20 protein-coding genes are annotated in these 26570 nt (G+C 72.5%); 7 read left to right on the top strand and 13 right to left on the bottom strand.

Annotated elements, in window-relative coordinates; translation table 11 throughout:
- Window positions 1-347, top strand: a 347-nt coding sequence (locus tag N5D62_RS08105; RefSeq protein ID WP_279757174.1) for a response regulator, incomplete at its 5' end; no start/stop codon positions are given.
- 21 nt (window positions 348-368) lie between these two features.
- On the opposite strand, the gene N5D62_RS08100 is transcribed toward N5D62_RS08105, so the two are convergent.
- On the bottom strand, window positions 369-1448 hold the full coding sequence (locus tag N5D62_RS08100; protein WP_279757173.1) for a sensor domain-containing diguanylate cyclase: 1080 nt from the start codon (window positions 1446-1448) through the stop codon (window positions 369-371).
- A gap of 202 nt (window positions 1449-1650) precedes the next feature.
- Here N5D62_RS08100 and N5D62_RS08095 point away from each other — a divergent pair, with 202 nt between their 5' ends.
- Window positions 1651-2043, top strand: coding sequence for a hypothetical protein (locus N5D62_RS08095; protein WP_279757172.1), 393 nt, complete (start codon window positions 1651-1653; stop codon window positions 2041-2043).
- Between the two features lie 188 nt (window positions 2044-2231).
- On the opposite strand, the gene N5D62_RS08090 is transcribed toward N5D62_RS08095, so the two are convergent.
- The 5 genes from N5D62_RS08090 to rtcR all read right to left on the bottom strand — a co-directional run bounded on the left by N5D62_RS08090 (window position 2232) and on the right by rtcR (window position 11906).
- On the bottom strand, window positions 2232-4850 hold the full coding sequence (locus N5D62_RS08090) for a 2-oxoglutarate dehydrogenase E1 component (protein ID WP_279757171.1): 2619 nt from the start codon (window positions 4848-4850) through the stop codon (window positions 2232-2234).
- A gap of 12 nt (window positions 4851-4862) precedes the next feature.
- On the bottom strand, window positions 4863-6407 hold the full coding sequence (locus N5D62_RS08085) for a methyl-accepting chemotaxis protein (protein WP_279757170.1): 1545 nt from the start codon (window positions 6405-6407) through the stop codon (window positions 4863-4865).
- 242 nt (window positions 6408-6649) lie between these two features.
- Entirely contained in the window at window positions 6650-6895 is a 246-nt protein-coding gene (locus N5D62_RS08080) for a hypothetical protein (protein WP_279757169.1), read from the bottom strand.
- Window positions 6896-7021: 126 nt separating this feature from the next.
- Window positions 7022-10156, bottom strand: a complete 3135-nt coding sequence (locus N5D62_RS08075; protein WP_279757168.1) for a two-component regulator propeller domain-containing protein — start codon at window positions 10154-10156, stop codon at window positions 7022-7024.
- Window positions 10157-10280: 124 nt separating this feature from the next.
- Entirely contained in the window at window positions 10281-11906 is a 1626-nt protein-coding gene (rtcR, locus tag N5D62_RS08070) for an RNA repair transcriptional activator RtcR (protein ID WP_279757167.1), read from the bottom strand.
- Window positions 11907-12224: 318 nt separating this feature from the next.
- Between rtcR and N5D62_RS08065 the strand changes: the two genes are divergently transcribed.
- From N5D62_RS08065 to N5D62_RS08050, 4 genes are all read left to right on the top strand, one after another.
- A complete protein-coding gene (locus N5D62_RS08065) occupies window positions 12225-13439 on the top strand; it encodes an RtcB family protein (protein ID WP_279757166.1) in 1215 nt (404 codons plus the stop codon).
- A gap of 52 nt (window positions 13440-13491) precedes the next feature.
- Window positions 13492-14856, top strand: a complete 1365-nt coding sequence (locus N5D62_RS08060; RefSeq protein WP_279757165.1) for a HEAT repeat domain-containing protein — start codon at window positions 13492-13494, stop codon at window positions 14854-14856.
- A 111-nt stretch (window positions 14857-14967) separates the two neighbouring features.
- Window positions 14968-16023 (top strand): RNA 3'-terminal phosphate cyclase, encoded by a 1056-nt coding sequence (rtcA, locus tag N5D62_RS08055; protein ID WP_279757164.1) that lies wholly within the window; start codon window positions 14968-14970, stop codon window positions 16021-16023.
- 127 nt (window positions 16024-16150) lie between these two features.
- Complete coding sequence (locus N5D62_RS08050) at window positions 16151-17128, top strand: aldo/keto reductase (RefSeq protein ID WP_279757162.1); 978 nt, start codon at window positions 16151-16153, stop codon at window positions 17126-17128.
- Between the two features lie 108 nt (window positions 17129-17236).
- On the opposite strand, the gene N5D62_RS08045 is transcribed toward N5D62_RS08050, so the two are convergent.
- A complete protein-coding gene (locus N5D62_RS08045; RefSeq protein WP_279757160.1) occupies window positions 17237-18100 on the bottom strand; it encodes an oxidoreductase in 864 nt (287 codons plus the stop codon).
- A gap of 135 nt (window positions 18101-18235) precedes the next feature.
- On the opposite strand from N5D62_RS08045, the gene N5D62_RS08040 reads away from it, so the two are divergent.
- Window positions 18236-19228, top strand: coding sequence for a LysR family transcriptional regulator (locus tag N5D62_RS08040; RefSeq protein WP_279757159.1), 993 nt, complete (start codon window positions 18236-18238; stop codon window positions 19226-19228).
- Here N5D62_RS08040 and N5D62_RS08035 read toward each other — a convergent pair.
- The 6 genes from N5D62_RS08035 to N5D62_RS08010 form a co-directional block, all read right to left on the bottom strand.
- Complete coding sequence (locus tag N5D62_RS08035) at window positions 19212-20267, bottom strand: nitronate monooxygenase (protein WP_279757158.1); 1056 nt, start codon at window positions 20265-20267, stop codon at window positions 19212-19214. The two genes, N5D62_RS08040 and N5D62_RS08035, sit on opposite strands and share 17 nt — an antisense overlap.
- 59 nt (window positions 20268-20326) lie before the next feature.
- Window positions 20327-21232 carry an SDR family NAD(P)-dependent oxidoreductase gene (locus tag N5D62_RS08030; RefSeq protein WP_279757157.1) on the bottom strand — a complete coding sequence of 302 codons (906 nt, stop codon included), beginning with the start codon at window positions 21230-21232 and terminating at the stop codon, window positions 20327-20329.
- 156 nt (window positions 21233-21388) lie between these two features.
- Window positions 21389-21595, bottom strand: a complete 207-nt coding sequence (locus N5D62_RS08025; protein WP_279757156.1) for a hypothetical protein — start codon at window positions 21593-21595, stop codon at window positions 21389-21391.
- A 145-nt stretch (window positions 21596-21740) separates the two neighbouring features.
- A complete protein-coding gene (locus N5D62_RS08020) occupies window positions 21741-23696 on the bottom strand; it encodes a MacB family efflux pump subunit (protein WP_279757155.1) in 1956 nt (651 codons plus the stop codon).
- 2 nt (window positions 23697-23698) lie between these two features.
- Window positions 23699-24904, bottom strand: coding sequence for an efflux RND transporter periplasmic adaptor subunit (locus N5D62_RS08015; protein ID WP_279757154.1), 1206 nt, complete (start codon window positions 24902-24904; stop codon window positions 23699-23701).
- A gap of 61 nt (window positions 24905-24965) precedes the next feature.
- Window positions 24966-26438 carry an efflux transporter outer membrane subunit gene (locus N5D62_RS08010; protein WP_279757153.1) on the bottom strand — a complete coding sequence of 491 codons (1473 nt, stop codon included), beginning with the start codon at window positions 26436-26438 and terminating at the stop codon, window positions 24966-24968.
- Between the last annotated feature and the right edge of the window lie 132 nt (window positions 26439-26570).

Here is a 26570-nt window from a genome sequence, read left to right as displayed (position 1 = left end):
AGGCGCTGGGACATCTGCTCGAGCTGGCCGGCGCCGACGTGCGCACCGCCGGGTCGGTCGAGGCCGGCTGGCACCAGAGCGCCGACACGCCGGACCGCGCGCCGCCACAGGCGCTGGTCAGCGACGTGGCCATGCCCGGCGAAGATGGCTACGCGCTGATCCGCCGGCTGCGCGAGCGCGAACGCGCCAACGGCGAGGAAACGCCGCTGTACGCGGTCGCGCTGACGGGCCTGGCGACGCTGCAGGACCGCGACGCGGCGATCGCCGCGGGCTTCGACGACCACCTGGCCAAGCCGGTGGACGTGGACCTGCTCATCGAGAAGCTGCTGGTCGCGCGGCCGCGCTGACGGCGCCGGCCGCGGCGCGGGTCAATCCGCCGCCTGCGAGATCACCGCCGGCACGATGACGCTGCGGCGCCGCGCGCGCTTGACCTCGTACATGCGCTCGTCGGCGAACTGAAGCGCCTCCTCGGCGCCGACGCGCGACGGATCGAGCGCGACCACGCCGACACTGGCGCCGGCGTACTGCAGCGCCTGCCCGTCCAGCTCGAAACGGCCGACGCTGGCCAGCGCGGCGCGCTGCTCCAGCGTGCGCGCCGCCAGCGCGGGCTCGCCCTGCTCGATCAGCGGTCCGGCCGACCGCGGCATCCCGCCCAGGCTCACGCCCGGGCCGACGACGACGAACTCGTCGCCGCCCATCCGGGCCAGCATGTCGGAGCCGCGCAGCTCCAGCATCAAGCGCTGCGACATGTCGCGCAGGAACAGGTCGCCGCGGTGGTGGCCCAGCTGGTCGTTGACCGCCTTGAACCCGTCCAGGTCGATGCAGCCCAGCAGCACGCAGGTGCCGTCGCGGGCGGCGCGCTGCAACTGCCGCTGCAACTCGTCGAACAGCGCGCGGCGGTTCGGCAGGCCGGTCAGCGCGTCGGTCAGCGCGTAGGTCGTCAACTGCTCGTTGGCGGCGCGCAGGTCGGCCACCAGCCGCTCGCGCTGCAGGAACTGGCTCACCAGCGTCGAGAACAAGCGCAGCAGCGATTCCGCGTCCGGGCCGATCGGGCGGCGCTCGGCGCTCGCAGCACACAGCGTGCCGAGCAACTCCCCGCCGTCGTCGCGCACCGGCGCGCTCACATAGGTCTGGATGCCGAGCTGTCGCGCGGCGTCCGAATCGCCCCAGCAGTCCGCCACGTCGCTGGTGGCCATGCGCCCGGCGTCCAGCGCCCGCTTGCACAGCGTGTCCGACCAGGCGACCGTCAACCCCTCCGGGATCGTCATCGTGCCCGCGTTGCGCGCCAGCAGCACATGCTGCTGGCCGGCCCGCAGGTCGATCGTGGTCAGGTAGGTGGACTCCAGGCCGGTGACCGTGCCCAGCATGTCCAGCAAGGGCCGGGTGAGCTGTTCCAGGTTCCGGGCGACGGGGACGGTCGACGTCAAGCGGGCAAGCAGGGCATCCAAGATCGAAACCGACAAGTTGGGAGGATCGGAGGGCGGAATTCGCCGATGTTGTCACAACTGCGAACTCGTGCCGGACGCCGTCCGTCATGACACCGCTGCCGTCCGCCGGTTTGTCGCCAAAACCCCCGCAAGCCGTCGCTCGGGCAAGGCGATTGCCGCTGGTTCTCCGTCGCACCAGCGGAAAACTCCAGGAGAAACCCTCATGCAACGCGAAGGCCAATACCGCGGCGTCAACTACCGCGTCGAATCCACCCCCGCCCCCGGAGGCGCCTACCTCGGCCACTACCAACTGCTCGACGCCGGACGGCGCCGCAGCGACGCCTCCGACCACGACTTCCTCGGCGGCGGCCCGGCCGCGAACGACGCCTTCGGGAATCAGCTCGAACCGGAGGGAGAAATGGAGGCTCCGCAGGCAGGCGCTCAAGACGTCGTCCATCCTCCCGTCGACACGGCCTGGGCGACCGAGAACGAAGCGCTCACCTACGCCACCGAGGCGGCCTGCCATGCCATCGAAATCATGCAACTCGGCCGGCCTCAAGCGCAGGGGCGAGGGAGCGGGTCGAGCTGGCGGCGCACCGATTCGCTCGGGCAGTGAAAGAGGCGCGTCTGCCACGGTCGCTTGACCTCGGGATGCCAGGCGCGGGCTCTTCACGATGCAGGGGGCGTCCCTCCGGGAACCCCCAGCATCATTCCGGCCCCACAAGCACTCGCTGACATCGGGCCTTGGTGTTCGGGCCCGGGGATGCGGGCCTGGGTATGCGGGCCCTGGTGTTCGGGCCTTTGTCAGGCTTCGCCGAGGGCTCGCGCGACGAGTTCCACCTGCTCGAGCTGATGGAGGGCATGCGAGGAGGTCGCGCCGCAGCCGTTGGCGCGACGCGCCACGCAGCGCAGCCGCGCATGCGGCGGCATCACCGCCTCCATCTGCTCGCGGATGAAGGACCACGCGCCCTGCTGGCGGTGCTCCTCCTGCACCCAGGTGATCTCCACCAGCGACGGATACCGCGCCAGCAGCGCCACCAGTTCCTCCTCGGGGAACGGATAGAACTGCTCGATGCGCGCCAGCGCCAGGTCCGCCCGCGCCACCGACCGCCGGCCCCGCTCCAGGTCGTAATACACCTTGCCGCTGCACAGCAGCAGGCGCTCGACCTGCCGCGGCGACTCGACCGCGGCATCGTCGATGACGGTCTGGAAACGCCCGCCGGTGAGGTCGCCGATCGACGCGTGCGACGCCTTCTCCCAGTACAGCGTGCCCTTGGGCGACATGACGATCAGCGGCTTGCGCAAGGTGTCGAAGGCCTGGCGTCGCAGCAGGTGGAACCACTGCGCCGCCGTCGACGGACAGGCGACGCGCAGGTTGTCCTCGCCGCACAGCTGCAGGAAGCGGCTGAGGTAGCCACTGGAGTGGTCCGGCCCGATGCCCTCGTTGCCATGCGGCAGGAGCACCGCCAGCGAGGAGGTGTCGCCCCACTTCTCCTCGCCCGAGCTGATGTACTGGTCGACGAAGACCTGCGCGCCGTTGACGAAGTCGCCGAACTGCGCCTCCCACACGGTCAGCGTGCGGGCCGCGCCGACGCTGTAGCCGTACTCGAAACCGAGCACCGCCTCCTCCGACAGCGGCGAGTTGAAGATGTCGAAGCGGCCCGCGTCCCCGCTGCCGTTGGCCACCTGGCGCAGCGGCACGAAGTCCATCGGCGCGCCGTCGGCCGCCGCCGTGTCCTGCGAGGTCCACACCGCCTGGCGATGCAGGAAGGTGCCGCGCCGCACGTCCATGCCGGAGACGCGCACGTTCAGCCCGCCGCGCAGGATCGTCGCGTAGGCGAGGTTCTCCGCGAAGCACCAGTCCGCCGGCAGCGGCGGCTCGGCAAGGCCGGCCATGCGCCGCCAGTGCTCCGCCAGCGTGCGCACCATCGCGTGCGGCTCGAAGCGCTCGGGCCAGGCCGTCATCGGCCCGATCAGCGCCTGGATGCCCGCGGCATCGATGGCCGGCACCTCGCCGGGGCGGCGCAAGGGCGTGGGGCCGTCGTCGTCGTCCGGGATCGCCGGGTCCGCGAAGGCCTGGTGCGCCCGCACGCGTCCATGCGTGACGTGCGAGGCCATGTCGGTGTCGGGCGGCACCACGCCGTCGGCGCGCAGCGCGGCGGCGTAGCGGTCGACGATGGTCGGATGCGTCTGCATGAGCGCGTGGATGCGGGGCCGCGTGAGCGCCGGCACGTCGCTTTCCGAATGCCCCAGCCGCCGGTAGCCGATCAGGTCGATGACGATGTCGCTGCCGAAGCGCGCGCGCCAGGCCAGCGCGATCGCGGCGGCGCGCAGCGCCTGCTCGGGCTCGTCGGCGTTCACGCGCAGGACCGGCGCGTCGACCATGCGGGTGACGTCGGTGCAGTACTGCGCCGGCCAGGCGCTCATCGGGTTGGGCTCGGTGAAACCGACCTGGTTGTTGATGATCACGTGCACCGTGCCGCCGACGGTGTAGCCCGGCTTGTTGCCCAGCATCAGCGTCTCCATGACCACGCCCTGCCCCGCGAAGGCCGCGTCGCCGTGCAGCATCAGCGGCAGCACCAGCCGCCGGCCGTCCTGGTCCGCGCGCTCGCGGCTGAGCGCGTCCTGGCAGGCGCGCGCAAGGCCGGTGAGGACCGGATGCACGCTCTGCAGGTGCGAGGGGTTGTGCGTCAGCATCAGCGTGACGCGGCCGTTGGGCGTGTCGAGCTCGCGCTCGGCGCCGAGGTGGTAGACGAGGTCGGTGTGCAGCTCCGGATGCGGCGACTTGGGGTCGAAGTAGTCCAGCACCCGCGCCGGCGCCACGCCCATCAGGTTGACCAGCACGTTGACCCGGCCGCGGTGCGGCATGCCCAGGAAGATGCGCCGCACGCCCTGGTCGGCCGCCGCCGCGCAGAGCGCGTCCAGCAGCGGGATCAGCGTCTCGTTGCCTTCCAGCGAGAAACGCTTCGCATGCGGGAAGGCCTGGGCGACGTGCTCCTCCCAGCCCTGCGCGCGGATCAGCCGCTCTAGCAGCGCCAGGCGTTGCGCGGCGCCGTCCGGCGCGGGCGGCGCGGACTCCATCTCGTGGAAGAGCCAGTCGCGCCGTGTCGCGTCGCGCACCGCGCTGGCGTCCAGCGCCAGGCCGCCGCAATAGATGGCCTTGAGCGCGCGGTCGAGGTCGCCGACGGTGCGCGCGCTCCACAGCGGCGTGCCCGCCGGCGACAGCCAGTCGCCGGGCTGCAGGCCGAAGCGCCGCGGGTCGAGCAGCGTGAGGTCCGCCGGCCGGGACAGCCCCAGCGGATCGAGCCGCGCGCCGCGATGGCCGTCGCGACGATGGGCCTCGATGAAGGCGAGGACCTCGGGCCGCCAGCGATGGTCGGCATTGCCGGGCGACGCGGCGCCCTCCTTGATGCGATCGTTCATGGGCGGCTCCCGCTACAGCACGAAGGCCCGTACCGCGTTGTTGAGATGGGCCGCCTCGTCCTCGAGCGCCTTGGCCGAGGCGGTGCTCTGCTCGACCATCGCGGCGTTCTTCTGCGTCGTGTCGTCCATCTGCATGATGGCCGCATTGACCTGCTCGATGCCCATGCTCTGCTCGCGGCTGGAGGCGCTGATCTCGGCCACGACGCCGCTGACGCGCTGGATGCCGGAGACGACCTGCGTCATCGTCGATCCGGCCTGCTCGACCAGCCGGCTGCCCGCGCCGACCTGCTCGGTCGAGGCGACGATCAGCCCCTTGATCTCCCGCGCCGCGCTGGCCGAGCGCTGCGCCAGCGCCCGCACCTCGGAGGCGACGACCGCGAAACCGCGCCCGTGTTCGCCCGCCCGCGCCGCCTCGACCGCGGCATTGAGCGCCAGGATGTTGGTCTGGAAGGCGATGCCGTCGATCGTGCCGATGATCTCGCCGATGCGCTGCGAGGACGCGGAGATGGAGCTCATCGTCGCGACGACCTCGCCCACCGCCTTGCCGCCGGCGCTGGCGACCTCGGAGGCCGACGCCGCGCTGGCGTTGGCCTGGTCGGCGTTGTCGGCGCTCATGCGCACCGCCGCGGTCAGCTGCTCCATCGCCGAGGCGGTCTGCTGCAGCGCGCTGGCCTGCGCCTCGGTGCGCGCCGACAGGTCGGCGTTGCCCTGCGCGACCTCGCGCGCCGCCGCCGAGATCGTGTCCGCGCCCTGCCGCACCTCGGAGACGATGCGGTGCAGGCTGCGCACCATGTGCTGCAGCGCGGCGATCAGGCGGCCGATCTCGTCGCTGCTCTGCGGCATGTCGCGCGGCGTGAGGTCGCCCCGGGCGACGTCCTCCGCCAACCCGATCGCGCCGTGGATGCGCAGCGTGATCGAGCGCGTGATGCTGTACGCCGTGGCGACGCCCAGCAGCACCGCGATCGCCGCCACCACGCCCATCCACAGCTTGGACAGGCGCGCGTCGTCCTTGGCGCGCGCGACGTCGTCGCTCATCGCCTTGGCCTGGTAATCCACCATCTTGTCGATCAGCGCGTAGTAGCGCACCTGCAGCTGCGCCATGTCGCCCTGGTAGACGGCCATGGCCGCCTCGCGCTGGCCGGCGGCGATGAGGTCGAAGAGCTTGCGCACCGCGACGCCGTACGCCTTCCGCGCCTCGGACTGCTCGGCGAAGATGGCCTTGCCCTCGTCGGTGTGGAGCAGCTTCTCGAACTTGGCGAAGTTCTCGGTGTTGGCGGCGCGCACCGCGGCGTACTCGTCCATGTAGCGCTTGACCTGCGCCGGATCGGTGGCCATCAGCAGCCGCCCGATGACGATGACACCCTGGTCCCCGACATTCTTGATGTCGTCGCTGATCGAGATCTGCGCGTAGCGATCGTCGACCAGCCGGTCCATGGTGTCGCTGGTGCGGTTGAGCACCGAGACCGCCACCGCCAGGACCAGCAGCAGCAGCAGGATGACGACCGCGAACGCGGCGGCCAGCCGGGTTCCGATCTTGAAGTTGGACAGCGTCGGCATGTTCTTTTCTCCCTGAAAGCCCACGGTCAGTCCCGGAACGGGGCAATGCGCGGGCCGGGTGGAATGTCACCGGACCCATGGGCGCAGCGGCGTGGGCAAGCTCGATGCCCACGGGCCCGCGGCCCGCGCCATTGCCCGCGCGGCTCAGGAAGGGCCCGCGCGGCGGGCGTGGCCGAGGCGGAGCCGGCGCGCCCGCGTGGCCGGGCACGCGGCTTGGCCCGGCGGCGCACGCTCAGGTTTGCTCACGCTTGTTCCGCAAAGGTGGCGATGTACTGGCGCGCCACGCGGTCGGCATGGTCGACGGCCTCGTCGGGGGAGGTGAACTCGTCCTCGAGTTCATGCCAGGCGGTGCCCAGGTGGCCGTCCTCCTCTCCCTTGACGACGAAACGCCCTCGCCACGGCCCGGGGCCCTGCCCGAGCGCATCGAGGACGTAGGTGCGGCCCTTGTGCTGGCGAACGGTCTGCGAGGTCGGCATGGTCGGCGGCATGGTCGGCAACGGACGGACGCTGGAAGCCGGATCGAGGCGCGCGGGGAGGAGGAACGCGCACGGACACGGGTGACGCGGTGTCCGTGGTTGTACACCGTCGCCCGCTTCACGGGAATGAAATCCTGTTCAGCGCACGCGGTTGCGGCCTTCGCGCTTGGCCGCGTACAACGCGTCGTCGGCCTCGGCGATGAGGCTCTCCAGCGTGCGTTCCTCGTCGGGCACGCAGGCCGCGACGCCCAGGCTGACCGTCACCACCGGCCCCGCCGGCGAGGCTGGGTGCGGCATCGCCAGCGACTCGATGCCGGCGCGGATGTGCTCGGCGATCTGCAGCGCCGCCGCCCGGTCCGCGCCCGGCAGCAGGACGATGAACTCCTCGCCGCCGTAGCGCGCCGCCAGGTCGCCCGCCCGGCCGATCGAGGCGCCCAGCACCGCGCCGACCGCGGCCAGGCACTCGTCGCCCTTGAGGTGGCCCATCTGGTCGTTGTAGCGCTTGAAGGCGTCGACGTCGACCAGCACCAGCCCCAGCGCGGTGCCGGCGCGGCGCGCCCGGCGCCACTCCTCGTCCGCCGCCTCGTTGAAGCGGCGCCGGTTGGGCAGCCCGGTCAGCGCGTCCAGGAAGGACAGCTGCTTCAGGTGCTCGTTGGCCTGGCGCAACTCCTCGGTACGCTGCGCCACCAGGCGTTCCATCTCGATCTGGCGGCGGCGCAGCTGGCGCATGCGCAGCATCACGCCGCCGGCGAACAGCCCGATGCAGGCCAGCCCCACCAGCAGGTGGAACCAGCCGGTCTCGTGGAAACGCGGCCGCACGGTGACGGGCAGCGGGGTCTCGGCCTCGCGCCAGCGCTGGCCGTCGGCGGAGGCCGCCAGCCGCAGCCGGTACTGGCCGTGCGACAGCGCGGGGAAGGTCAGCTCGCGGTCGTTGCCGACATCGGTCCAGCCGCGCGACAAGCCGTCCATCCAGAAGCGGAAGCGCACGCGGTCGGCCTCGCGCAGCGTGGACGCCGCCAGGCTGATCGACAGCGCCACCGGGCCCGGCGGCAGGTCCAGCGCCTGGCCGTCGGCCGGCAGCGGCTCGCCGTCGACGCGGATCTGCTCGATGCGGACCGCCGGCGGCGCGCCGCCGCCGGGCAGCCGCTCCGGATCGACGACGACCAGCCCCGCCGACGACGGCAGCCAGACGCGGCCGCGCGCGTCGACGGCGCCGGCCGCCTGCAGGTTGCCGGCGAAGCTGGTCGCGCGCAGCGTGTCGCCGGGGCCGAAGCCGACGCTGCGCACCTGCTTGGCGCGCCCGTCGAGGAAGGCGTCGAGGTCGTCGCGCGCGACGCGGTAGAAGCCGCGGTTGCAGGTGATCCAGAACTGGCCGGCGCGGTCCTCCAGGAAGACCTGCGACAGCCCGTCCCACAGGCCGTCGGCCGGCTTGATCGCGCCGACGCGGCCGCCCTTGAGGCGGTTGATGCCCTCGCCGTTGGTGCCGATCCAGAGTTCGCCGCGGGCGTCCTCCTTGAGCGCGATGATCCAGTCGGACAGCAGGCCGTCGGCGGTCGTGTAGTGCCGCGCCTGCCCGTCGCGCCAGCGCACCAGGCCCTGGCCGGTGGTGCCGAACCACAAGGCGCCCGCGCGGTCCTGCAGGATCGCGGCGACGCCCTCGTTGGGCAGGCCCGGCGCGGTGACGACGTCGAAGCCGGTGCCGTTGAAGCGCGCCAGCGCCGTCCGGGTGCCGACCCACAAGGTGCCGGAACGGTCCTCGTAGATCGAGCGCACCTCGACGCCGGGCAGCCCGCTGCCGGCGCCGAAGGTCTCCAGCCGGCCGTCGGGCAGGCGCCGCGCGAGCCCGGCGGTGTAGGTGCCGATCCACAGGCTGCCGTCGCGGGCCTCGTGCAGGGTGGAGATCTCGTCGGTGGGCAGGCCGTCGGCCTGGCGCAGCGTGGTGATGCGGCCGTCCTGCAGCCGGTTCAGGCCGCCGCCGGAGGTCGCCGCCCAGATCGCGCCGTCGCGCGCGGCGACGACCGAGCGGACGTTGTCATGGCTCAACCCTTCCGGCGTGCCGAGCACGGTGAACGCGCGGTTGCGCAGCCGGTTCAGGCCGTCGACCCAGGTGCCGACCCAGACGCTGCCCTCGCGGTCGGCCATCAGGGTCCAGATCTGGCTGCCGGCCAGGCCGCCGCCGGCGCCGCTGCCGGTGGAGACGGTGCTGAAGCGCCCGTCGCGCAGGCGGCTGACGCCCGCGCCCCAGCTGCCGACCCACAGGTCGCCGTGGGTGTCGCGGGTCAGCGCGGTCAGGTGGTCGCTGGGCAGGCCGTCGGCGGTGGTGTAGATGCGTTGGTCGGGGCGGTCGATGCCGCGCAGGCGCACCAGCCCGCCGCCCGCGGTCGCGGCCCAGATGCCGCCTTCCGGGTCCGGCAGCAGGAAACGCACCTGCGGATGCGGGAAGCCGGTCGAGGCGTCGAAGACCTTGAACTTGCCGTCCGGCGTCATCGCGAACAGGCCGGCGCCGGTGGTGGCGATCCACAGCGTGCCGGCGGTGTCGAAGGCGACGGTGCGCAACCGCGCGGTGGGCAGGCCGTCGGCGGGACCGAAGGTCTTGACCTGGCCTTCCTTCCAGCGGACCAGGCCGCCGTCGCCGGCGGCCCAGATGGCGCCGTCGCGGCCTTCGGCGAAGGACCAGATGCGGCGGCCGCCGGCCTGCGCCTTGGTGATCGCCGGCCGGAAGCGGCCGTGCTCGTAGACGACGGCGCCGGTCGGATGCCCGATCCAGAGCCGGCCCTGCCGGTCCTCGAGCAGCGCGAAGATCGGCTGCGACGCGGCCTCCAGCGATTGCGACGCCTCAAAGGTCACGAAGCGCTTGCCGTCGAAGCGCGCCAGCCCGCCGGCGGTGCCGATCCACAGGCCGCCGTCGCGCGACTGCAGCAGCGCCTGGACGGTGTTCAGCGGCAGGCCCTGCTCGGTCTGCCAGAGATCGATCTTGTATTGGCTGACGGCGCGCACCGGGTCGGCGAGGTCGCCGCCCCCGGCGACGGCGCCGGGCGAGGCGGCGCTCGCCGCCGATGCGGATGCTGCCGAGGGCGCGGGCTTCCGCGCCGAAGCCGCGGAAGCGCCCGAGGCGGCCGCCGTCCCCTGCGCGGTCTGCGCGACAGGCGCCGCCGGGGCCGATCCCGCGGCCAGCATCGCCATGCCGGCGAGCACCCACGCGACGACGCCCCGGCGCGAAAGCGGCGGGGACGCGAAGTCGGCGAAGGGGAGCGGGGACCTGTCGGACGTCATGGGCGGAACCGCCGATTGTGACCGTTCCTTACACAGCAGCCGCGCTGCCGTACGAGGCACGGGGGCGGTTCGCGAGAACCCTGAGCCCCGCCAAACGGGGGCTGTGGTATCGCGCCCGAAACCCTCAACGCAGCGCCGCGACGCGGTCCCAGGAGAGCCCGAACTTCAGCAGGTACTTGCGCAGCCGGTCGGCGTCGTTGACGACGCTGCGCGCCTGGCGGCTGGCCTGGAAGAGCCGCCGCCCGGCCTCCGACAACGACGTGGCGTCGCCGCAGACCCGCAGCACGGCGCCGAGCTGCAGCCGGTCGAACAGGTCCATCGCCGCCAGCTCGGCCGGATCGAGCAGGGCCGCCAGCAACGCCTCGCCGTCGGCGTCACCCGTCGCGCCGCCGCCGCGGCCGGTGTCGCGCTCCCACAGCCATTCGAGCCGCGCGATCTCGGCCTCCACCAGCGGCAGCCCGATGCGGCCGCCCTCGGCCAGCGTGACCAGCCGCGTCACCGAGGCCGACAGGTCGCGGAAGTTGCCGCTCCACGGCGCCCGCGGCGACTGCGCGAAGCCGAGGTAACGCGCCTTCGCCTCGGCGTTGAAACGCACCGCGCGGCCGCTCTCGCGCCCGACCTGCTGCACCAGGTGGTCGACGTTGGGCTCGATGTCCTCGGGCCGGTCGCGCAGGCCCGGCAGGCTGTAGGTCCACAGGTTGATCCGCGCGAACAGGTCGTCGCGGAAGCGCCCCGCCGCGACCTCGGCCCGCAGGTCGCGGTTGGTGCCGGCGATCAGCTGGAAGTCGCTGCCGACCTCCTTGTCGGCGCCCACCGGCAGGAAGCGCTTCTCCTCGATCGCCTTGAGCAGCATCGCCTGCTCGTCCAGGCCCAGCTCGCCGATCTCGTCCAGGAACAGCAGGCCCTGGTCGGCGGTGCGCAGCAGCCCGGCGCGGTCGGCCATCGCGCCGGTGAAGGAGCCCTTCTTGTGCCCGAACAGCGTGGACGCCGCGCCGTCGCCGCGCAGCGTCGCGCAGTTGACCTCGACGAAGTCGCCCGCCAGCTGGTGCCGCGCCTGCTTGAGCTCGTACATGCGCCGCGCGAGGAAGGACTTGCCCGCGCCGGTGGGGCCGGCCAGCAGCATCGGCGCGCGGGAGTGCACCGCCACGCGCTCGATCTCCTCGATCAGCGCGTTGAAGCGCCGGTTGCGCGTGGCGATGCCGCTCTTGAGGAAGGCGACGGCGTCGTGCTGCTCCGCCTCGAAGCGCCGCGCGATGCGGTCGTAGCGCGACAGGTCCAGGTCGATCAGCGTCATCGCGCCGGGCTCGCCCGCGCGCTGCTTGCGCGGCGGCGAGGTCTGCAGCAGCACGCCGGGGATGAAGCGGGCCTCCACCATCAGGAACATGCAGATCTGCGCGACGTGGGTGCCGGTGGTGATGTGGGCCCAGTACTGCTCGCGCGCGGGGTCGAAGCGGTAGCCGCGCACCCAGTCGTAGAGCGTCGCGTAGACCTCGCCGAAGTCCCACGGGTCGGCCAGCGGCATCTCGACCAGGTGGACCTCGGTCTCGGGGGACATCTTGGCGATGTCGTCGCGCAGCAGCCGGCCCAGCGCCGTGTGCTGCGGCGCGTGGAACAGCTCCAGCCGGTGCACGACCACGTCCGGCTGCGACACCAGCGAGATCGTCGGCCGCCACTTCTCCCAGCGGCCCGCGCCCATGCCGCCGTCCAGTTGCGAGCCGAGGTAACCGATCACCACGTTCTTCTTGTCCATGGGCGCGGAGTTTATCCACGCGCCCGTTGCCAACTAGCTGATTGGCTAGTTTTCTATCCAATGCGCTAATGCAACGTATGGGAGCGGATGAATGGAGGGCGGCCCCGCCGGCACCACCAAACTCATTTCCCCATATGGATCAATAGGTTGCCTCATTTCAGGCAAGACCTGGCACGCGCTGGCACGAGCGTTGCAATGAAGAAGGGGCGGCGCGTGTGTGCCGCCCCCGGGGAGCCGTGGCGGAGCTCGAGAACCACCGCCGAGACAATCAGTCGCAGTGAAAGCGACAGGCCGCGAGCGCGGCCGCTGGAGAAGCACATGAAGAACTACAACGAGATGGAAGTCGCCGGCGGCGTGCCGGTGAAGATGTGGACGCAGGGCGTGCCGGTCGAGGACGCGGCGCGCCAGCAGCTGGCCAACGCGGCCAAGCTGCCGGTCGTGTTCAAGCACATCGCGGCGATGCCCGACGTGCACCTGGGCATCGGCGCGACGGTGGGCTCGGTGATCCCGACGTTGAAGGCGATCATCCCGGCCGCGGTCGGCGTCGACATCGGCTGCGGGATGATGGCCTGCAAGACCACGCTGCGCGCCGAGGACCTGCCGGACAATCTGGCGCCGCTGCGTTCGGCGATCGAGGCCGCCGTGCCGCACGGCCGCACGCCCAAGGGCCGCGACGTCGGTGCGTGGGAGAACCCGCCCGAGGCGGTGGACCAGGCCTGGTCCGAGCTCGCGCCCGATTTCGCCGAGCTGTGCCGCGACTACCCGAAGCTGAAGAACACCAACAACCACAAGCACCTGGGCACGCTGGGCACCGGGAACCATTTCATCGAGGTCTGCCTGGATGAACTGGGCTTCGTGTGGTTCATGCTGCATTCGGGCTCGCGCGGCGTCGGCAACGCGATCGGCACGATGTTCATCGAACTGGCGAAGAAGGACGCGATGCAGCACCAGGCCAACCTGCCCGACGTGAACCTCGCGTATTTCGAGGAAGGCGCGAAGTACTTCGGCGACTACGTCCGCGCGGTGAGCTGGGCGCAGAAGTTCGCCGAGACCAACCGCGAGGTGATGATGCGCCGCGTGATCGCCGCCGCGAAGAAGGTGATCGGCAAGCGTTTCGAGAGCCACATCGAGGCGGTGAACTGCCACCACAACTACGTGCAGAAGGAGACCCACTTCGGCCAGGACGTGTTCGTGACCCGCAAGGGCGCGGTGAGCGCAAAGAACGGCCAGATGGGGATCATTCCCGGCAGCATGGGCGCGCGCAGCTACATCGTGCGCGGCAAGGGCAACCCCGAGAGCTTCGAGAGCTGCTCGCACGGGGCGGGCCGCACCATGAGCCGCACCGAGGCCAAGCGCCGCTTCACGCTGAAGGACCAGCGCGCCGCCACCGAGGGCGTCGAGTGCCGCAAGGACAAGGACGTCATCGACGAGATCCCGATGGCCTACAAGGACATCGACGCGGTCATGGCGGCCCAGCAGGACCTGGTGGAAGTCGTGCACACCCTCAAGCAGGTGGTGTGCGTGAAGGGTTGAGGACGCCGCCCCGCCGGACGCGGCGCGGCGTCCGGATTCAGGGAGAAACAAGATGGAATGGAATCAATGGTTCGCCGGCGGCAGGCCGGCCGAACCCGGTGCCGCGGCCTGGCTGCCGCGGCTGACCTCGCGCAGCGGCTACGAACGGCAGGAGGCCGTGGCCATGCTTGGACGGCTGCGCGCGCATGAGGCGCTGCCCGGTCTGCTGACGCGCGTCAACGACTGGGTGCCGGAGGTGCGGTCCGCGGCGAGATCCGCGGTCGGCGCCTTCCTCGACGACGACGCCCTCCCCGCCTGGCGCGAGGCCTTGCCGGCGCTGGTCGACGTGCTCCGCGGCGGCCGTGACGATCACGCGCCGCTGCTGGCGGCGATCGCCGCGTTCCTGCTGGCGCCGGCGCGTGTCGAGCGCTTGAAGGAGTCCGGTCCGGACCTGCCGCCGCTGGTGCGGCGCTGGCTCGACGCCAACCTGTGGCACGCCGCCGGTGACGCGCAGCGGACCGCGCTGCTGGCGGAGCGCCTGCGCGGCGGCGACGTCGTCGCGGCACGCTGGGCGCTGGATCGCGTGGACGAACTGGCCAGCGCCACGACGCGGTCCGCGCTCTGGCTCCTGGGTTGCGACAGCCCGTCCGGCACGGTGCGCGCGCATGCCCTGCGCCGCCTCTGCGACACCGCGCCCGACATCGGGCTCGCGAACGCGTCGCGGCTGGCCCTCGATCCCCGTACGGCGGTGCGGGACGTGGCGCTCGCCCGGCTGCGCGCGGCGGGACGGACCGAACCGGTGCGGCTCCTGGCCGAGGCGCAACTGGTGTCGCCGGTCGGAACGCCGCATCACGGCGTGCCCGCGCTGCTGGTCCTGGCGGTGCTCGATCCCGCCGGCACCACGGCGCGCTGCGAACGGTTGATGACGCTGGCCGGCGGGGCGCGCCCGCATGCGACCTTGCGCGGCCTGGCGCTGCAGCACCTCCTCGGCGCGAGTGCCGGCGAGACGCAGCAGCGCTGGCTTCGCCGGGCGCTGAGCGACGCGTCGGCTCGCGTGCAACGCGTGGCGGTGGACGCGGTGGCGCACGGCGTGCCGCCGCCATCGCCAACGGAACTCTGGCCCCTGGTGCTGGAGCATCGCGAGGTGCAAGCGTTCCGGCGCGGCCTGCGCCTGCTGCAGTACTGGGACCTGTGGAAGCAGCTCGGTGAATTGCTCGAATTGGCGCGGCTGCCGCTGCCCGACGGCGGCGCGGCGGCGCTGGCGGTTGCGCTCGATCTCTGGGAGGTCACCACCCGTCGCGGCGTCACCGCGCCGGCCGAGCCACTGGCGAGCCAGCTGCGCGGCCAATGGCGATCGAGTGCGCCCGCGCTGCCACCGGCCCTGCGGCAACGCCTGGCCTTCGCGCTGACCGTGAGCGGGCTGCTCCGCCAGGACTGAAGCACGCGAGCGCACGAGCGCACGCAAGACAACATCGGAAAACAAGAGAGAGGCGCGAGCCCGCGGCACCCGCCGCGGGCCTCGCGGAACGAGATGAAGACTCGGGAGAACATGATTGAACTGGACGGCTCGCACGGCGAAGGCGGCGGGCAGATCCTGCGCACCGCGCTGGCGCTGTCGATGTGCACCGGCACGCCGCTGCGCATCGAGCGCATCCGCGCCAAGCGCGCCAAGCCCGGCCTGATGCGCCAGCACCTGACCTGCGTGCTGGCCGCGCAGGAGGTCTGCGGCGCCACCGTGGTCGGCGCCGAGCTCGGCTCGCAGACGCTGGCGTTCCGCCCCGGCCGCGTGCATGCCGGCGACTACCGCTTCGCCATCGGCACCGCCGGCAGCTGCACGCTGGTGCTGCAGACCGTCCTGCCGCCGCTGATGCTGGCCGACGCGCCCAGCCGGATCCAGCTGTCCGGCGGCACGCACAACCCGATGGCGCCGCCGTTCCACTTCCTGCAGCGCAGCTTCGCGCCGCTGATGCGGCGCGCGGGCGCGGGGCTGGACCTGACGCTGCGCCGCCACGGCTTCTTCCCCGCCGGCGGCGGCGAGGTCGAGGCGCTCATCACGCCGGCCGCCGAGGGGCTGAAGCCCTTCGACCTGCTGGCGCGCGGCGAACTGCAGGACGCCTTCGCCGAGGCGCTGGCACCGGCGCTGCCGCGCGGCGTCGCGGAACGCGAGCTCGAGACGCTGGAGCGCCTGACCGGCTGGGACCGCACGCAGCTGCGCCTCGGCACGGCGCGCCAGAACGAGGGCCCCGGCAACGTGGTGATGACGACGCTGGTGCATGAGCAGCTCGCCGAGGTCTTCATCGCCTTCGGCGAACGCGGGCTCTCGGCGGAAGAGGTGGCGCGGGCCGTCTTCGAGGAGATGCGCGCCTACGAGGCCTCGGCCGGCGCGGCGGGTCCGCACCTGGCGGACCAGCTGGCCTTGCCGCTCGCGCTCGCCGTGGCGGGATCGGGCCGTCCGGCCGCGTACACCTGCACCGAGCTGACCGAGCACAGCCGCACCAACTTCGCGGTCATCGAGCGCTTCCTCGACGTGCGCTTCGACACGCGGCTGGAGGTCTCGCGCGCCGGCAGCGCGTGGCGCGTCGACGTGCTGCCGGGCGCCGCGTAACCACCTTGAAACGCGGCGCCCGGTCCGCCGCGCCACAATCCCGCACCTCGCGCCCACCCGGGCGCGATCCTCCGCAGCGCGCCCCGACGGGCGCGCTGTCCATTTCCGATCAGCCCCCTCCTCCGCCATGAGCCACGCCCTTCCGCTGCAGCAGCACGTCCCGTCCGCCAGCCCGCTCGCCTATGGCTGCATGGGCCTGGGCGGCCATTGGGACGACTCCCCCTGGACCGAGGCCCATGTCGATCACGCGCAAGCCGCCGTCGAGGTCGCGCTGGAGATCGGCATCACGCTGTTCGACCACGCCGACATCTACACCCGCGGCAAGGCGGAATCGGTCTTCGGCGAGCTGTTCCGCCGCAAGCCGTCGCTGCGCGGGCGCATCGTGCTGCAGAGCAAGTGCGGCATTCGCTTCGCCGACGGCGAGCACCCCGGCCGCTACGACCTGTCCGGCGGCTACATCGTCCAGGCGGTCGAGGCCAGCCTGAAGCGCCTGGGCACCGAGCGGCTGGACATCCTGCTGCTGCACCGCCCCGATCCGCTGATGCAGCCCGACGAGATCGCCGAGGCCTTCCAGCGCCTGCGCGCGGCCGGCAAGGTCGGCCACTTCGGCGTGTCCAACATGAATGCCGGCCAGATGGCCTGGCTGGGCCGCGCGCTGGACCAGCCACTGGTGGTGAACCAGCTGGAACTGGGACTCGGCCACCTGGAGCCGATCGACGCCGGCAGCTGCTTCAACGACCGGCAGGCCGCCGCGCGTCCCGGCGCGCTGGCCTGGCCCGGCACGCTGGAGCACTGCCAGCAGCACGGCATCCAGCTGCAGGCCTGGGCCGCGCTGGCCCGCGGCCGCTTCAGCGGAGAGACCGCCCAGGACCCCGCCGACGAGGCGGCCCGCGCGCTGGTCCACCAGCTGGCGCAGCGGCACGGCGTCAGCACCGAAGGCGTCCTGCTGGCCTGGCTGATGAAGCATCCGGCCCGCATCCAGCCGGTCATCGGCTCGGCCAACCCGGACCGCATCCGCGCCTGCGGCGACGCGCTGAAGCTGCAACTCAGCCGCGAGGAGTGGTACGCGCTCTACGTCGCGGCGCGCGGCGCGCCGCTGCCTTGAAGAGCGCCTAAGCGGCCAGCCGGCAAGCCGGCCGGTCGCCCGAAGGCGGCCGGTGGATGCGGCCCGTGCGGCCCGTGCGGCTCATGCCGATCACGCTGATCGGGTGGTTCAGGCGGCGTCGAAATCGGTCCCGCGCGCGACCGGCTCCCACGCGGCCATCTCGGCCAGCAGCGCCTGGGCATGCGCCCTCACGGCGTCGACCGAATCGCCGCCCAGTTGCAGCCGCAGCGGCGTGTCCGGCGCGGCGATCGCCCGCTCGATCGCGGCCGCCGCCTTGCGCGGGTCGCCCGGCTGGGTCTGGTGCATGTCCTTGGCGAACTGGCGCGTCGCGCCGATCGCTTCCTCGTAGACGCCCAGGATCGGCATGTGGCGCATCGCGCCGCCGGCCAGCTCGGTCCGGAACTGGCCCGGCTCGACGATCAGCACCTTGATGCCGAACGGCGCGACCTCCTGCGCCAGCGCCTCGCTGGCGCCCTCGAGCGCGAACTTGGTCGCCGAGTAGGCGCTGAATCCGCCGAACGACAGCTGCCCGCCCAGGCTCGACAGGTTGACGATCGCGCCGCCGCGCTGCGCCCGCATCGCCGGCAGCACCGCACGGGTGACCGCCATCGCGCCGAAGAAGTTGGTGTCGAAGAGGGCGCGCAGCTCGGCGTCCGGCGTCTCCTCGAGCGCGCCGAACACGCCATACCCGGCGTTGTTGATCAGCACGTCGATGCGGCCGAAGCGCTCGATCGCGGCGGCGACGGCGGCTTCCGGCGCGCCGGCGACCGTCACGTCCAGCGGCAGCGCCAGCACCCGGTCCGGCGCCAGCGCGACCAGGTCGGCGAGCGCTTCCGGCTTGCGGGCGGTGGCGACGACGCGGTGGCCCTGGGCGATCGCGTGCTGGGCGAAGGCGCGGCCCAGGCCGCTGGAGGTGCCGGTGATCAGCCAGGTCTGGACGGCGGCGGCGCGGGGAGTGGTCGAAGCGGTCATGGCGAAGTCCTTGTGCGGTGGTGTCGGAGGGCCTGCGTGCGGGGTTGTTTCCCCGGCGCATGGCTGCACTGTCGCCGCCAGCCACCTTTCGATAAAGAGGTCCTGATCGCAAGCATTGTTCGATACGATGCATGAATGGACCGCACGCTGCTCGCTCATCTGCCGATCGTCCTCGAAGTCCACCGCCGCCAGGGTTTCGCCGCGGCGGCGAACGCGCTGGGCATGAGCGCCTCGGCGGTCAGCCATGCGGTGCAGGCGGTGGAGCGCGCGCTCGGGGAGCCGCTGTTCACCCGCACCACGCGCAGCGTCCGGTTGACCGACAGCGGCGCGGCCTTCGTCGCCGCGCTCGGCCCGGCGCTGGACGGCATCGCCGAGGCCATCGATCACGTCGGCGCCCAACGTGGCCGCGTCGCCGGCCTGCTGCGGCTCAACGTGCCGCGCATCGCCTTGCCGATCGCGATCACGCCGATGCTGCGGGTGCTGACCTCGCGCCATCCCGACCTGGTCGTCGAGGTCTTCAGCGACGACGGGCTGGCCGACATCGTCGCCGCCGGCTTCGACGCCGGCGTGCGCCTGGGCCACACCGTCGCGCAGGACATGGTGGCGGTGCGGCTGACGCCGCCGCTGCGCGTGGCGCTGGTGGCCTCGCCCGCCTATCTGGAAGCGCACGGCGAGCCGGCCACGATCGCCGACCTCGCCGATCACCGCTGCATCGGCTACCGCTTCGTGACCTCGGGCGCCGTCTACGACTGGGACCTGCTGGCGCAGGGCAAGCCGGTGGCCGTCGCCGTGCCGGGGCCGCTGCGGGTCACGGACTCGCTGTACGCGAAGGAGCTGGCGCTGCTGGGCCTGGGCATCGCCTACCTGTTCGAGCCGCTGGTGCGCGAGGAACTGCGCGCCGGCACGCTGCGCCAGGTGCTGCCGCGCGCCGGCGTCGAGGAGCCGGGGCTGTTCCTCTACTTCCCGCGGCGCGCCGGCCAGCAGGCCAAGATGCGCGCGCTGATCGAGGCCGCGCGGGAGATCGAGGCCGCGTCGCGCGCGCCGGCCGAGACGTCGGCGAAAGCGACGGCTACGGGGACGGCGACGGCGAAAGCGAAGACGAGGGCGGCGGTCAGAACGCGGCGCTGAGCTCGCTCACCAGCGCCGCGGCGCCGGTCTCGCGCAGCGCGGCGAAATTCTGCCCCGCCCACAGCGGCGAGAAATCGCCGCTGCCCTGCGCCTCCGCCTTAGCCCGCAGGGGCGCGATGCCGGAGGTCGCCAGCGGGAACTGCGGCGCGGCCTCGCTCAGCGGACCGACCTCGCGCATCAGGCGATTGACGATGCCCCGCGCCGGGCGGCCGGTGAAGAGGTTGGTCACCGCCGTGTGGTGGTGCGCCGGGTCGCGCAGCACCGAGCGATGCGGCGCGCTGGTGGTGGCTTCGTCGCACAGCAGGAAGGCGGTGCCGAGCTGCGCCGCCGAGGCGCCCAGCGCCAGCGCCGCGCGGATGCCGCGCACGTCGGCGATGCCGCCGGCCGCGATCACCGGCACCTTCACCGCGCGCACGATCTGCGGCAGCAGCGCCATCGTGCCGGGCTGTCGCGTCAGGTCGTCGCTGAGGAAATGGCCGCGATGGCCACCCGCTTCCCAGCCCTGCGCGATCACGCCATCGGCGCCATGCGCCTCGAGCCAGAGCGCCTCCTCGACGGTCGTCGCGTTGCCCAGCACCAGGCTGCCCCAGCTTTTCACCCGCGCGACCAGGTCCGCCGGCGGCAGGCCGAAATGGAAGCTGACCACCGGCGGGCGGAAGGGCTCGACCAGGTCGGCGATCTCTGGCGAGAACGGCTGGCGGCCCGGTCCCGCCGGGATCTGCGCGGGGTCGATGCCGAACTCGGCGTAGTACGCGCCGAGGCGATCGCGCCAGCGCGCCTCGCGGGCCGCGTCGGGCGGCGGTGGCGTGTGGGCGAAGAAGTTGACGTTGAACGGCTTGTCGGTGCCGTCGCGCAACGCCTTCAATTCGCGCTGCAGCGCCTCCGGCGTCAGCATCGCCGCGGGCAGCGATCCCAGCCCGCCCGCGTTGCTGACCGCGATGGCCAGCCGCGCGTCCTGCACGCCGGCCATCGGCGCCTGGATCAGCGGCAACCGGGTGCCGAGGAAAAACGGAGCGAAGGGCGCGCTGGACGTGGGCATGGCGGCGGATCCGGACTCGATGGACGAGTCGCGATGATCGCGCAAGCGCAATGCCCCTGTCAGGACGCGTCCAACTCGAAGGGCGGAATGCGGCGTCCGTCGACATCGGTGAAGCCGTACTCGGCCGCGAGGTCGCCGACGCGCATCACGCGGCCGGTGCGATCCATGATCGCCGGGTCCGCGGCCAGCGCCGCCACCGCGCGACCCACGTAGCGCGGCGATTCGGTGCCGGCGAGCTCGGGGCGCTCGCGCCACCGGTCCTCGTCGGTGTGATGGCCGGCGAGGACGAACTCGGTCCGCATCCACCCCGGCGACACCGCCACCGAGGCGACGCCGTGCGGCTTCAGGTCCTGCGCCATGCCGCCGGCCAGGCGCGTCATCGTCGCCTTGGCCAGGTCGTAGATCACATTGCCCTTCAGGTAGCGGTCGCGGTCCCAGAAGGTGGTGGTGACGATCAGCCCGCGGCCGCGCGCGATCAGCAGCGGCGCCGCCGCGCGGCTGGCCAGCAGGTGGTTGCGCGCGCCGCGGTCCAGCATCGCGTCCCATTCGTCCATCGAGCGCTCCCAGAACGGCGCGTCGAAGACGCCGCTGAACACCTCATGGCCGCCCCAGGCGTTGTTGACGAGCAGGTCCAGGCCGCCCTGCTCCGCCTGCACGCGCTGGAACAGCGCCGTCACCTGCGCCTCGTCGGTGTGGTCGCAGCGCGCGGCGATGCCACGGCCGCCGAGCCGGGTCACCTCGTCGGCGGTGTCGTCGATCGATCCCGGGATCGCCGCGAGCTTCGCCTTGGCCTGCAGCTGGCCGTACTGCGTCGCCGGCTCGGCCCGCGTGCTGCGGCCGGTCACGTAGACCGTCGCGCCGGCGGCGCCCAGTTCCAGCGCGATGCCCCGGCCAGCGCCCCGGCTCCCGCCGGTCACCACGGCCACGCGTCCGGCCAGTGGCCGCTCCGCTCGTTCGGTGGTCATGTCGTCTCCCGCGTTGTTGGCAAGCGGAAACGATACGCGGCCCTCGAGGGGCCGCGCGTCCAGTCCTGTCAGCAGGTGCCGCCGCCCGGCTCGACGCCGGGCAAGCGGCCGCTCATGAGCGGCTCAAGGGCGGCTCATGGCCGGCTCAGGGACCGCTCACTTGCAGGTGAAGCTCTTCGAGTTCACTTCCTTGACGTTGCCCGCGCCGCAGGTGGCGGTGGCCTGCTCGCTCATCTTGCGCACGTCGTCCATGCGCTGCGTATTGGCTTCGGTGGAGTTCGGGGCGATCACGCAGCCGGTGGACAGCACGGCGGCGGCGGCGGCCAGCAGCAGGGCGACGGGACGGATGGAGCGGGTGGTCATGGCGAGGTTCCCTCGGTGGTTTCGTGTCGGGGCGCAGTCTAGGCGCAGGCCATGGCCTGAATCGACGCCTGCGACAGACTGCTTTCGGCCCGGCATGAACTGCATCGACGCCCGACAGGGCGGGGAACCGGCCGCGTTCCCCGTCCTAGGAGCGGGCGAGCGCCTCGACCGGGTCCAGCCGCGCGGCATTGCGCGCGGGGATGAAACCGAAGACCACGCCGATCAGCGAGGACACCGCGAACGCGCCGCCGATGGCCGTCATCGAGACCAGCATCCGGAACCCCGCCTGCTCGGCGAAATGGTTGAACAGCAGGCTCGCGCCGACCGCCAAGGTCACGCCCAGCCCGCCGCCGATCAGGCACACCAGCACCGCCTCGATCAGGAACTGCCGCAGGATGTCGCTCTGGCGCGCGCCCACCGCCATGCGCACGCCGATCTCGCTGGTGCGCTCCGTCACCGACACCAGCATGATGTTCATCACGCCGATCCCGCCCACCAGCAGCGAGATGAACGCGATCGCCGAGATCAGCGCCGTGATCGCCGCCGTCGTCTGCTCCACCGTCTTGCGGATGCTGTCGGTGTTGAACAGGAAGAAGTCCGTCGCTCCATGCCGCTGCGTCAGCAGCGTCTTGATGCCCTGCTCGGCCGCCGCGCTCGGCACCCCGTCCCGCACGCGCACCGTGATGCCGCGCAAGAAGTCCTGCCCCGTCATCCGGCTCATCGCCGTCGTGTAGGGGATCCAGACGTTGATCGAGTCGTCGTTGCCGAAGGCGCTCGCCTTCTTCGCCGTCACGCCGACGATGCGCACCGGCACGTTGCCCAGCAGGATCACCTCGCCCAGCGCCGGCTCGCCATGCGGGAACAGCGTCTTGCGCGCGTTCTCGTCGATCACCGCGTCCTGCGCCCGGTTGCGCACCGACACCGCGTCGAACGCCCGCCCCTGCCCCATCGTGTAGCCGCGCACGCGGAAGAACTGCTCGCCGACGCCGGAGATCGACGCGGCCACGTCGACGTTGCGGTAGCGCAGTCCCGCGCTGACCGCCACCGACGGCGTGACGCTGTCGACGTACTCCAGCTGCGCCAGCGCGTCCGCGTCGCCGGCGCGCAGCGTGCGGATCGCCCCGGCGCGCCGGTCGCCGAAGCCCTCGCCCGGCATGACGTCGATGGTGTTGGTGCCCATGGCGCTGATGTCGGCCAGCACCTTCTCGCGGGTGCCCTGCCCCAGGCCGACGACCGAGACCACCGACGCGATGCCGATGATGATCCCCAGCATCGTCAGCAGCGTGCGCAGCCGGTGCGCCAGCATCGCCTTGAGCGCCATGCCGGTCGCCTCCGCGACCCGCCCGAGCACCGCGCCCCAGGCCGGCCCCGAGGGCGCGGGATCGGGCTTGGCCAGCGTGGCCGGCGGCTTGGCGTCGGGCCGGCGCCGGTCGTCGACGATGACGCCGTCGCTGATCTCGATGACCCGCTGCGCATGCGCGGCGACCTGCGCGTCGTGCGTGACCAGGATCACCGTGTGGCCGTCGGCATGCAGCTCCTCGAGGATCTTCATCACCTCGCGGCCGCTGGCCTGGTCGAGCGCGCCGGTCGGCTCGTCGGCCAGGATCACGTCGCCGCCGTTCATCAGCGCCCGCGCGATGGACACGCGCTGCTGCTGGCCGCCGGACAGCTGTCCCGGCCGGTGATGCAGCCGCTCCGCCAGTCCGAGCCGCGCCAGCAGCGCCTTGGCGCGCGAATGGCGGTGCTCCGTGCGCGCGCCGGCGTAGATCGACGGGATCTCGACGTTGCCGACCGCGTCCAGGTCGCCCAGCAGCTGGTAGCGCTGGAAGATGAAGCCGAAGTGCTCGCGCCGCAACCGCGCCAGCTCGTCCGGGTCCATCGCGCCGGTCTCCAGGCCCGCCACACGGTAGCTGCCGCGCGTGGGCCGGTCCAGGCAGCCCAGGATGTTCATCAGCGTCGACTTGCCGGAGCCCGACGGGCCGATGATGGCGACCATCTCGCCGGCCTCGATCGTCAGGTCGACATCGCGCAACACCGCGACGGTGCCTTCGCCGGCCGGGTACTCGCGCACCAGGCCGCGCAGTTCGAGCAGCGCTGCCATGCTCACATCTCCGGCGGCGGGTGATGCTCCTCGCCCGAGGCGGCGGCGCTCGCCGGCGCGGCCTCGGCGGTGACGACCTTCTCGCCTTCCTTGAGCCCGTCCAGCACCTGCACGCGGACCCGGTTGTTCAGGCCGGCCTGGACCTGGCGGTCCTCGATGCGGCCTTCGGCGCCGAGCACCCGGACCTTGTAGCGACCGGTCTTGGCGTCGCGCGCGCCCAGCGCCGCCACCGGCATCGACAGCGCCGCCTTCGCCTGCGCCAGCACGATCGTCGCCTGCGCCGTCATGTTGATGCGCAGCGTGCCGTCGGGATTGGGGACGTCGAAGATGCCGTTGTAGTAGATCGCGCTGGTCGTGCCGGAGGAGCTCGACGTCGCCGCCGTCCCGGTGGCATCGGCCAGCGTGGTGTCGCCGGGCTCGACCGCGCGCAGCGTCGCCTGGATGCGGCGGTCCGGCTCGCCCAGCAGCGAGAAGTACACCGGCATGCCGGGCTTGACGCGGGGGACGTCGGCCTCGGAGATCTTGGCCTTGATCGTCATCGTGTCCAGCCGCGCGAGCTTGACGATCGTCGGCGCCGTCTGCAGCGCGTTCACCGTCTGGCCCTGCTCGGTGACGACCGCCACCACGGTGCCGTCCATCGGCGCGAGCACCTTCGCGTAGCCCAGGTTCAGCTGCGCCGTGTCCACCTTGATGCGGGACTGCGCCACCATCGCCTGCTGCGACTGGACATCCGCGCGCGCGGTGTTCAGCGCCGCCTCGGCGGTCTCCAGGTCGGCGCGCGCGCCCGCGTCGGCGGCCGCGAGCTCGCGCTGGCGCTTCGCGGCCAGCTCGGCCTGGGCCAGCGTCGCCTGGCGGGAATTCAGCAGCGCCTCGGCGCTGCGCAGCGAGGCCTGCGCGTCGCGCAGCTCGTTCTGCTGGGTCAGCGCGTCGATCTCGGCGATCAGCTGGCCTTCCTTGACCCGGTCGCCCAGCGCGACCGCCAGCCGCTTGACCTCGCCGGTCGCCCGGGCGCCGACGCTGACCAGCTTGAACGCGTTGATCGTGCCGGTGGCCAGCACGCTGACCTCGAGGTCGCCGCGCTCGACCGCGGCCGACGTCACCTGCGGCGGGGGCGGCGGCGTGAACCAGATCGCCTTGACCACCAGGCCCGCGATCACGAGCCCCGCCACGACCAGCGCCAGCCGGCGCGGCCTCATCCACTGCTTCATCGGATCTCCCTCGATTCCAGGGTCATGCCGTCGTCATGCGCCGACGCGCGCCGCGACGCCCTCATTCGGCCGCGGCCGCGGGGCCGGCGGTGTCCGCCGCGTCCTCGCGCCATCCACCGCCCAGCACCTTGTAGAGCGTGATGCGGTTGAGCTGCTCGCTCAGCCGCAGCGTCACCAGCGCCTGCTGCGCGCCGACCAGCGAGCGCTGGGCGTCCAGCAGGTCCAGCTGCGTCGTGCTGCCGACGCGGTACTGCGTCTCGGCCAGGCGCAGCTGGCGTTCGCTGGAAGCCAGCAGCGCCTGCTGCGCCGCCAGCCGGTCCGCCAGCGTCGCGCGCACCGCGAGCGCGTCGGCCACCTCGCGGAACGCCGTCTGCAGCGTCTTGTCGTAAGTGGCCAGCGCGATGTCGCGGCCGGCCTCGGCCTGGCGCACCGCCGCTTCTCGCGCGCCGCCGTCGAAGATCGGCAGCGACGCCGACGGCCCGAAGTTCCAGTTGCCGCTGCCCGACTTGAACAGGCCCGACAGCGCGCTGCTGCCGGTGCCCGCGCTCGCGGTCAGGCTGATCGACGGGAAGCGCGCGGCGCGCGCGGCGCCGATGTCGGCATGCCGGGCGATCAGCGCGCGCTCGGCGGCGAGCACGTCGGGCCGGCGTTGCAGCACGCTCGAGGGCACGCCCGCCGGCACCTCGACCAGCAGGCTCATCGTCGCGAGCGCGTCCGCGTCGCGCGGTTCCAGCTCGGCCGGCACCGCCGCGCCCAGCAGCAGCTCCAGCGCGTTCCGGTCCTGCGCGATCGTCGCCGGATACGCGGCGACATCGGCCCGGGCGCTCTGCACCGCGGTTTCCGCCTGCGCCAGCACCAGTCCGGACACCGCGCCGGCCGCATGGCGGCGCTGCGTCAGCGCCAGCGAGCGCTCCTGGCTCTGCAGCGTCTGCACGGCGAGCCGCTGGCGCTCCAGGTCGGCGGCCCAGGTCAGCCAGGCGGTCGCCGTCTCGGCCACCAGCGTCAGGCGCACGCTGCGGCGCGACTCGTCGGCGCCCAGCAGCGCCTGCTGCGCCGATTCGCTCAGGTTGCGCACGCGGCCGAAGAAGTCCAGCTCGTAGCTCGACAGCGCCAGCTGCATCGAGACCTGTTGTGTCACCTGTCCGGCCGCGCCCCCGCGGCTGGCGGTCGCCGAGCCGCCGATCGACGGCAGCCGCTGCGCGTCGGTCTGCCGGAAGGCGGCGCGCGCCTGCTCGACCTGCAGCGCCGCGACGCGCAGGTCGCGGTTCTCGCGCAGCGCCAGCGCGACGGCGCCGCGCAGCCGCGCGTCCAGGAACACCGCGTGCCAGTCGAGCGACGCGGCCTCCGTGGTGACCGGCACGGCGGCCTCGGCTCGCCGCGGCACCGCGGGATCGGGTCGGTGGTAGTCCGGCGCCAGGTTCACGCAGCCCGCGAGCGTCAACGCGACGACGAGGGCCAGGGGGACACGGGAAAGGACGATCGATGAGGCGAACGGGCGCGAGGATCGCGGGCCCGGTGACAGGAATCGGGTCATCGGCAGGGAAACGAACGGATCGGGCGACAGGACCTGGACGGTCCGCCTCTGCGGGCGGTGGTGCGCATCATGCACCACGCGCGGGCCCGTGGAATGCGCCACCGGTAAACCGTCATGTCAGCGCCGACGCAA

It is taken from the genome of Mitsuaria sp. GD03876, from assembly GCF_029840635.1.
Classification (GTDB): Bacteria; Pseudomonadota; Gammaproteobacteria; order Burkholderiales; family Burkholderiaceae_C; genus Roseateles.
Note: the sequence above shows the minus strand (reverse complement) of the source record. Positions and strands in the feature narration are given on the sequence as shown.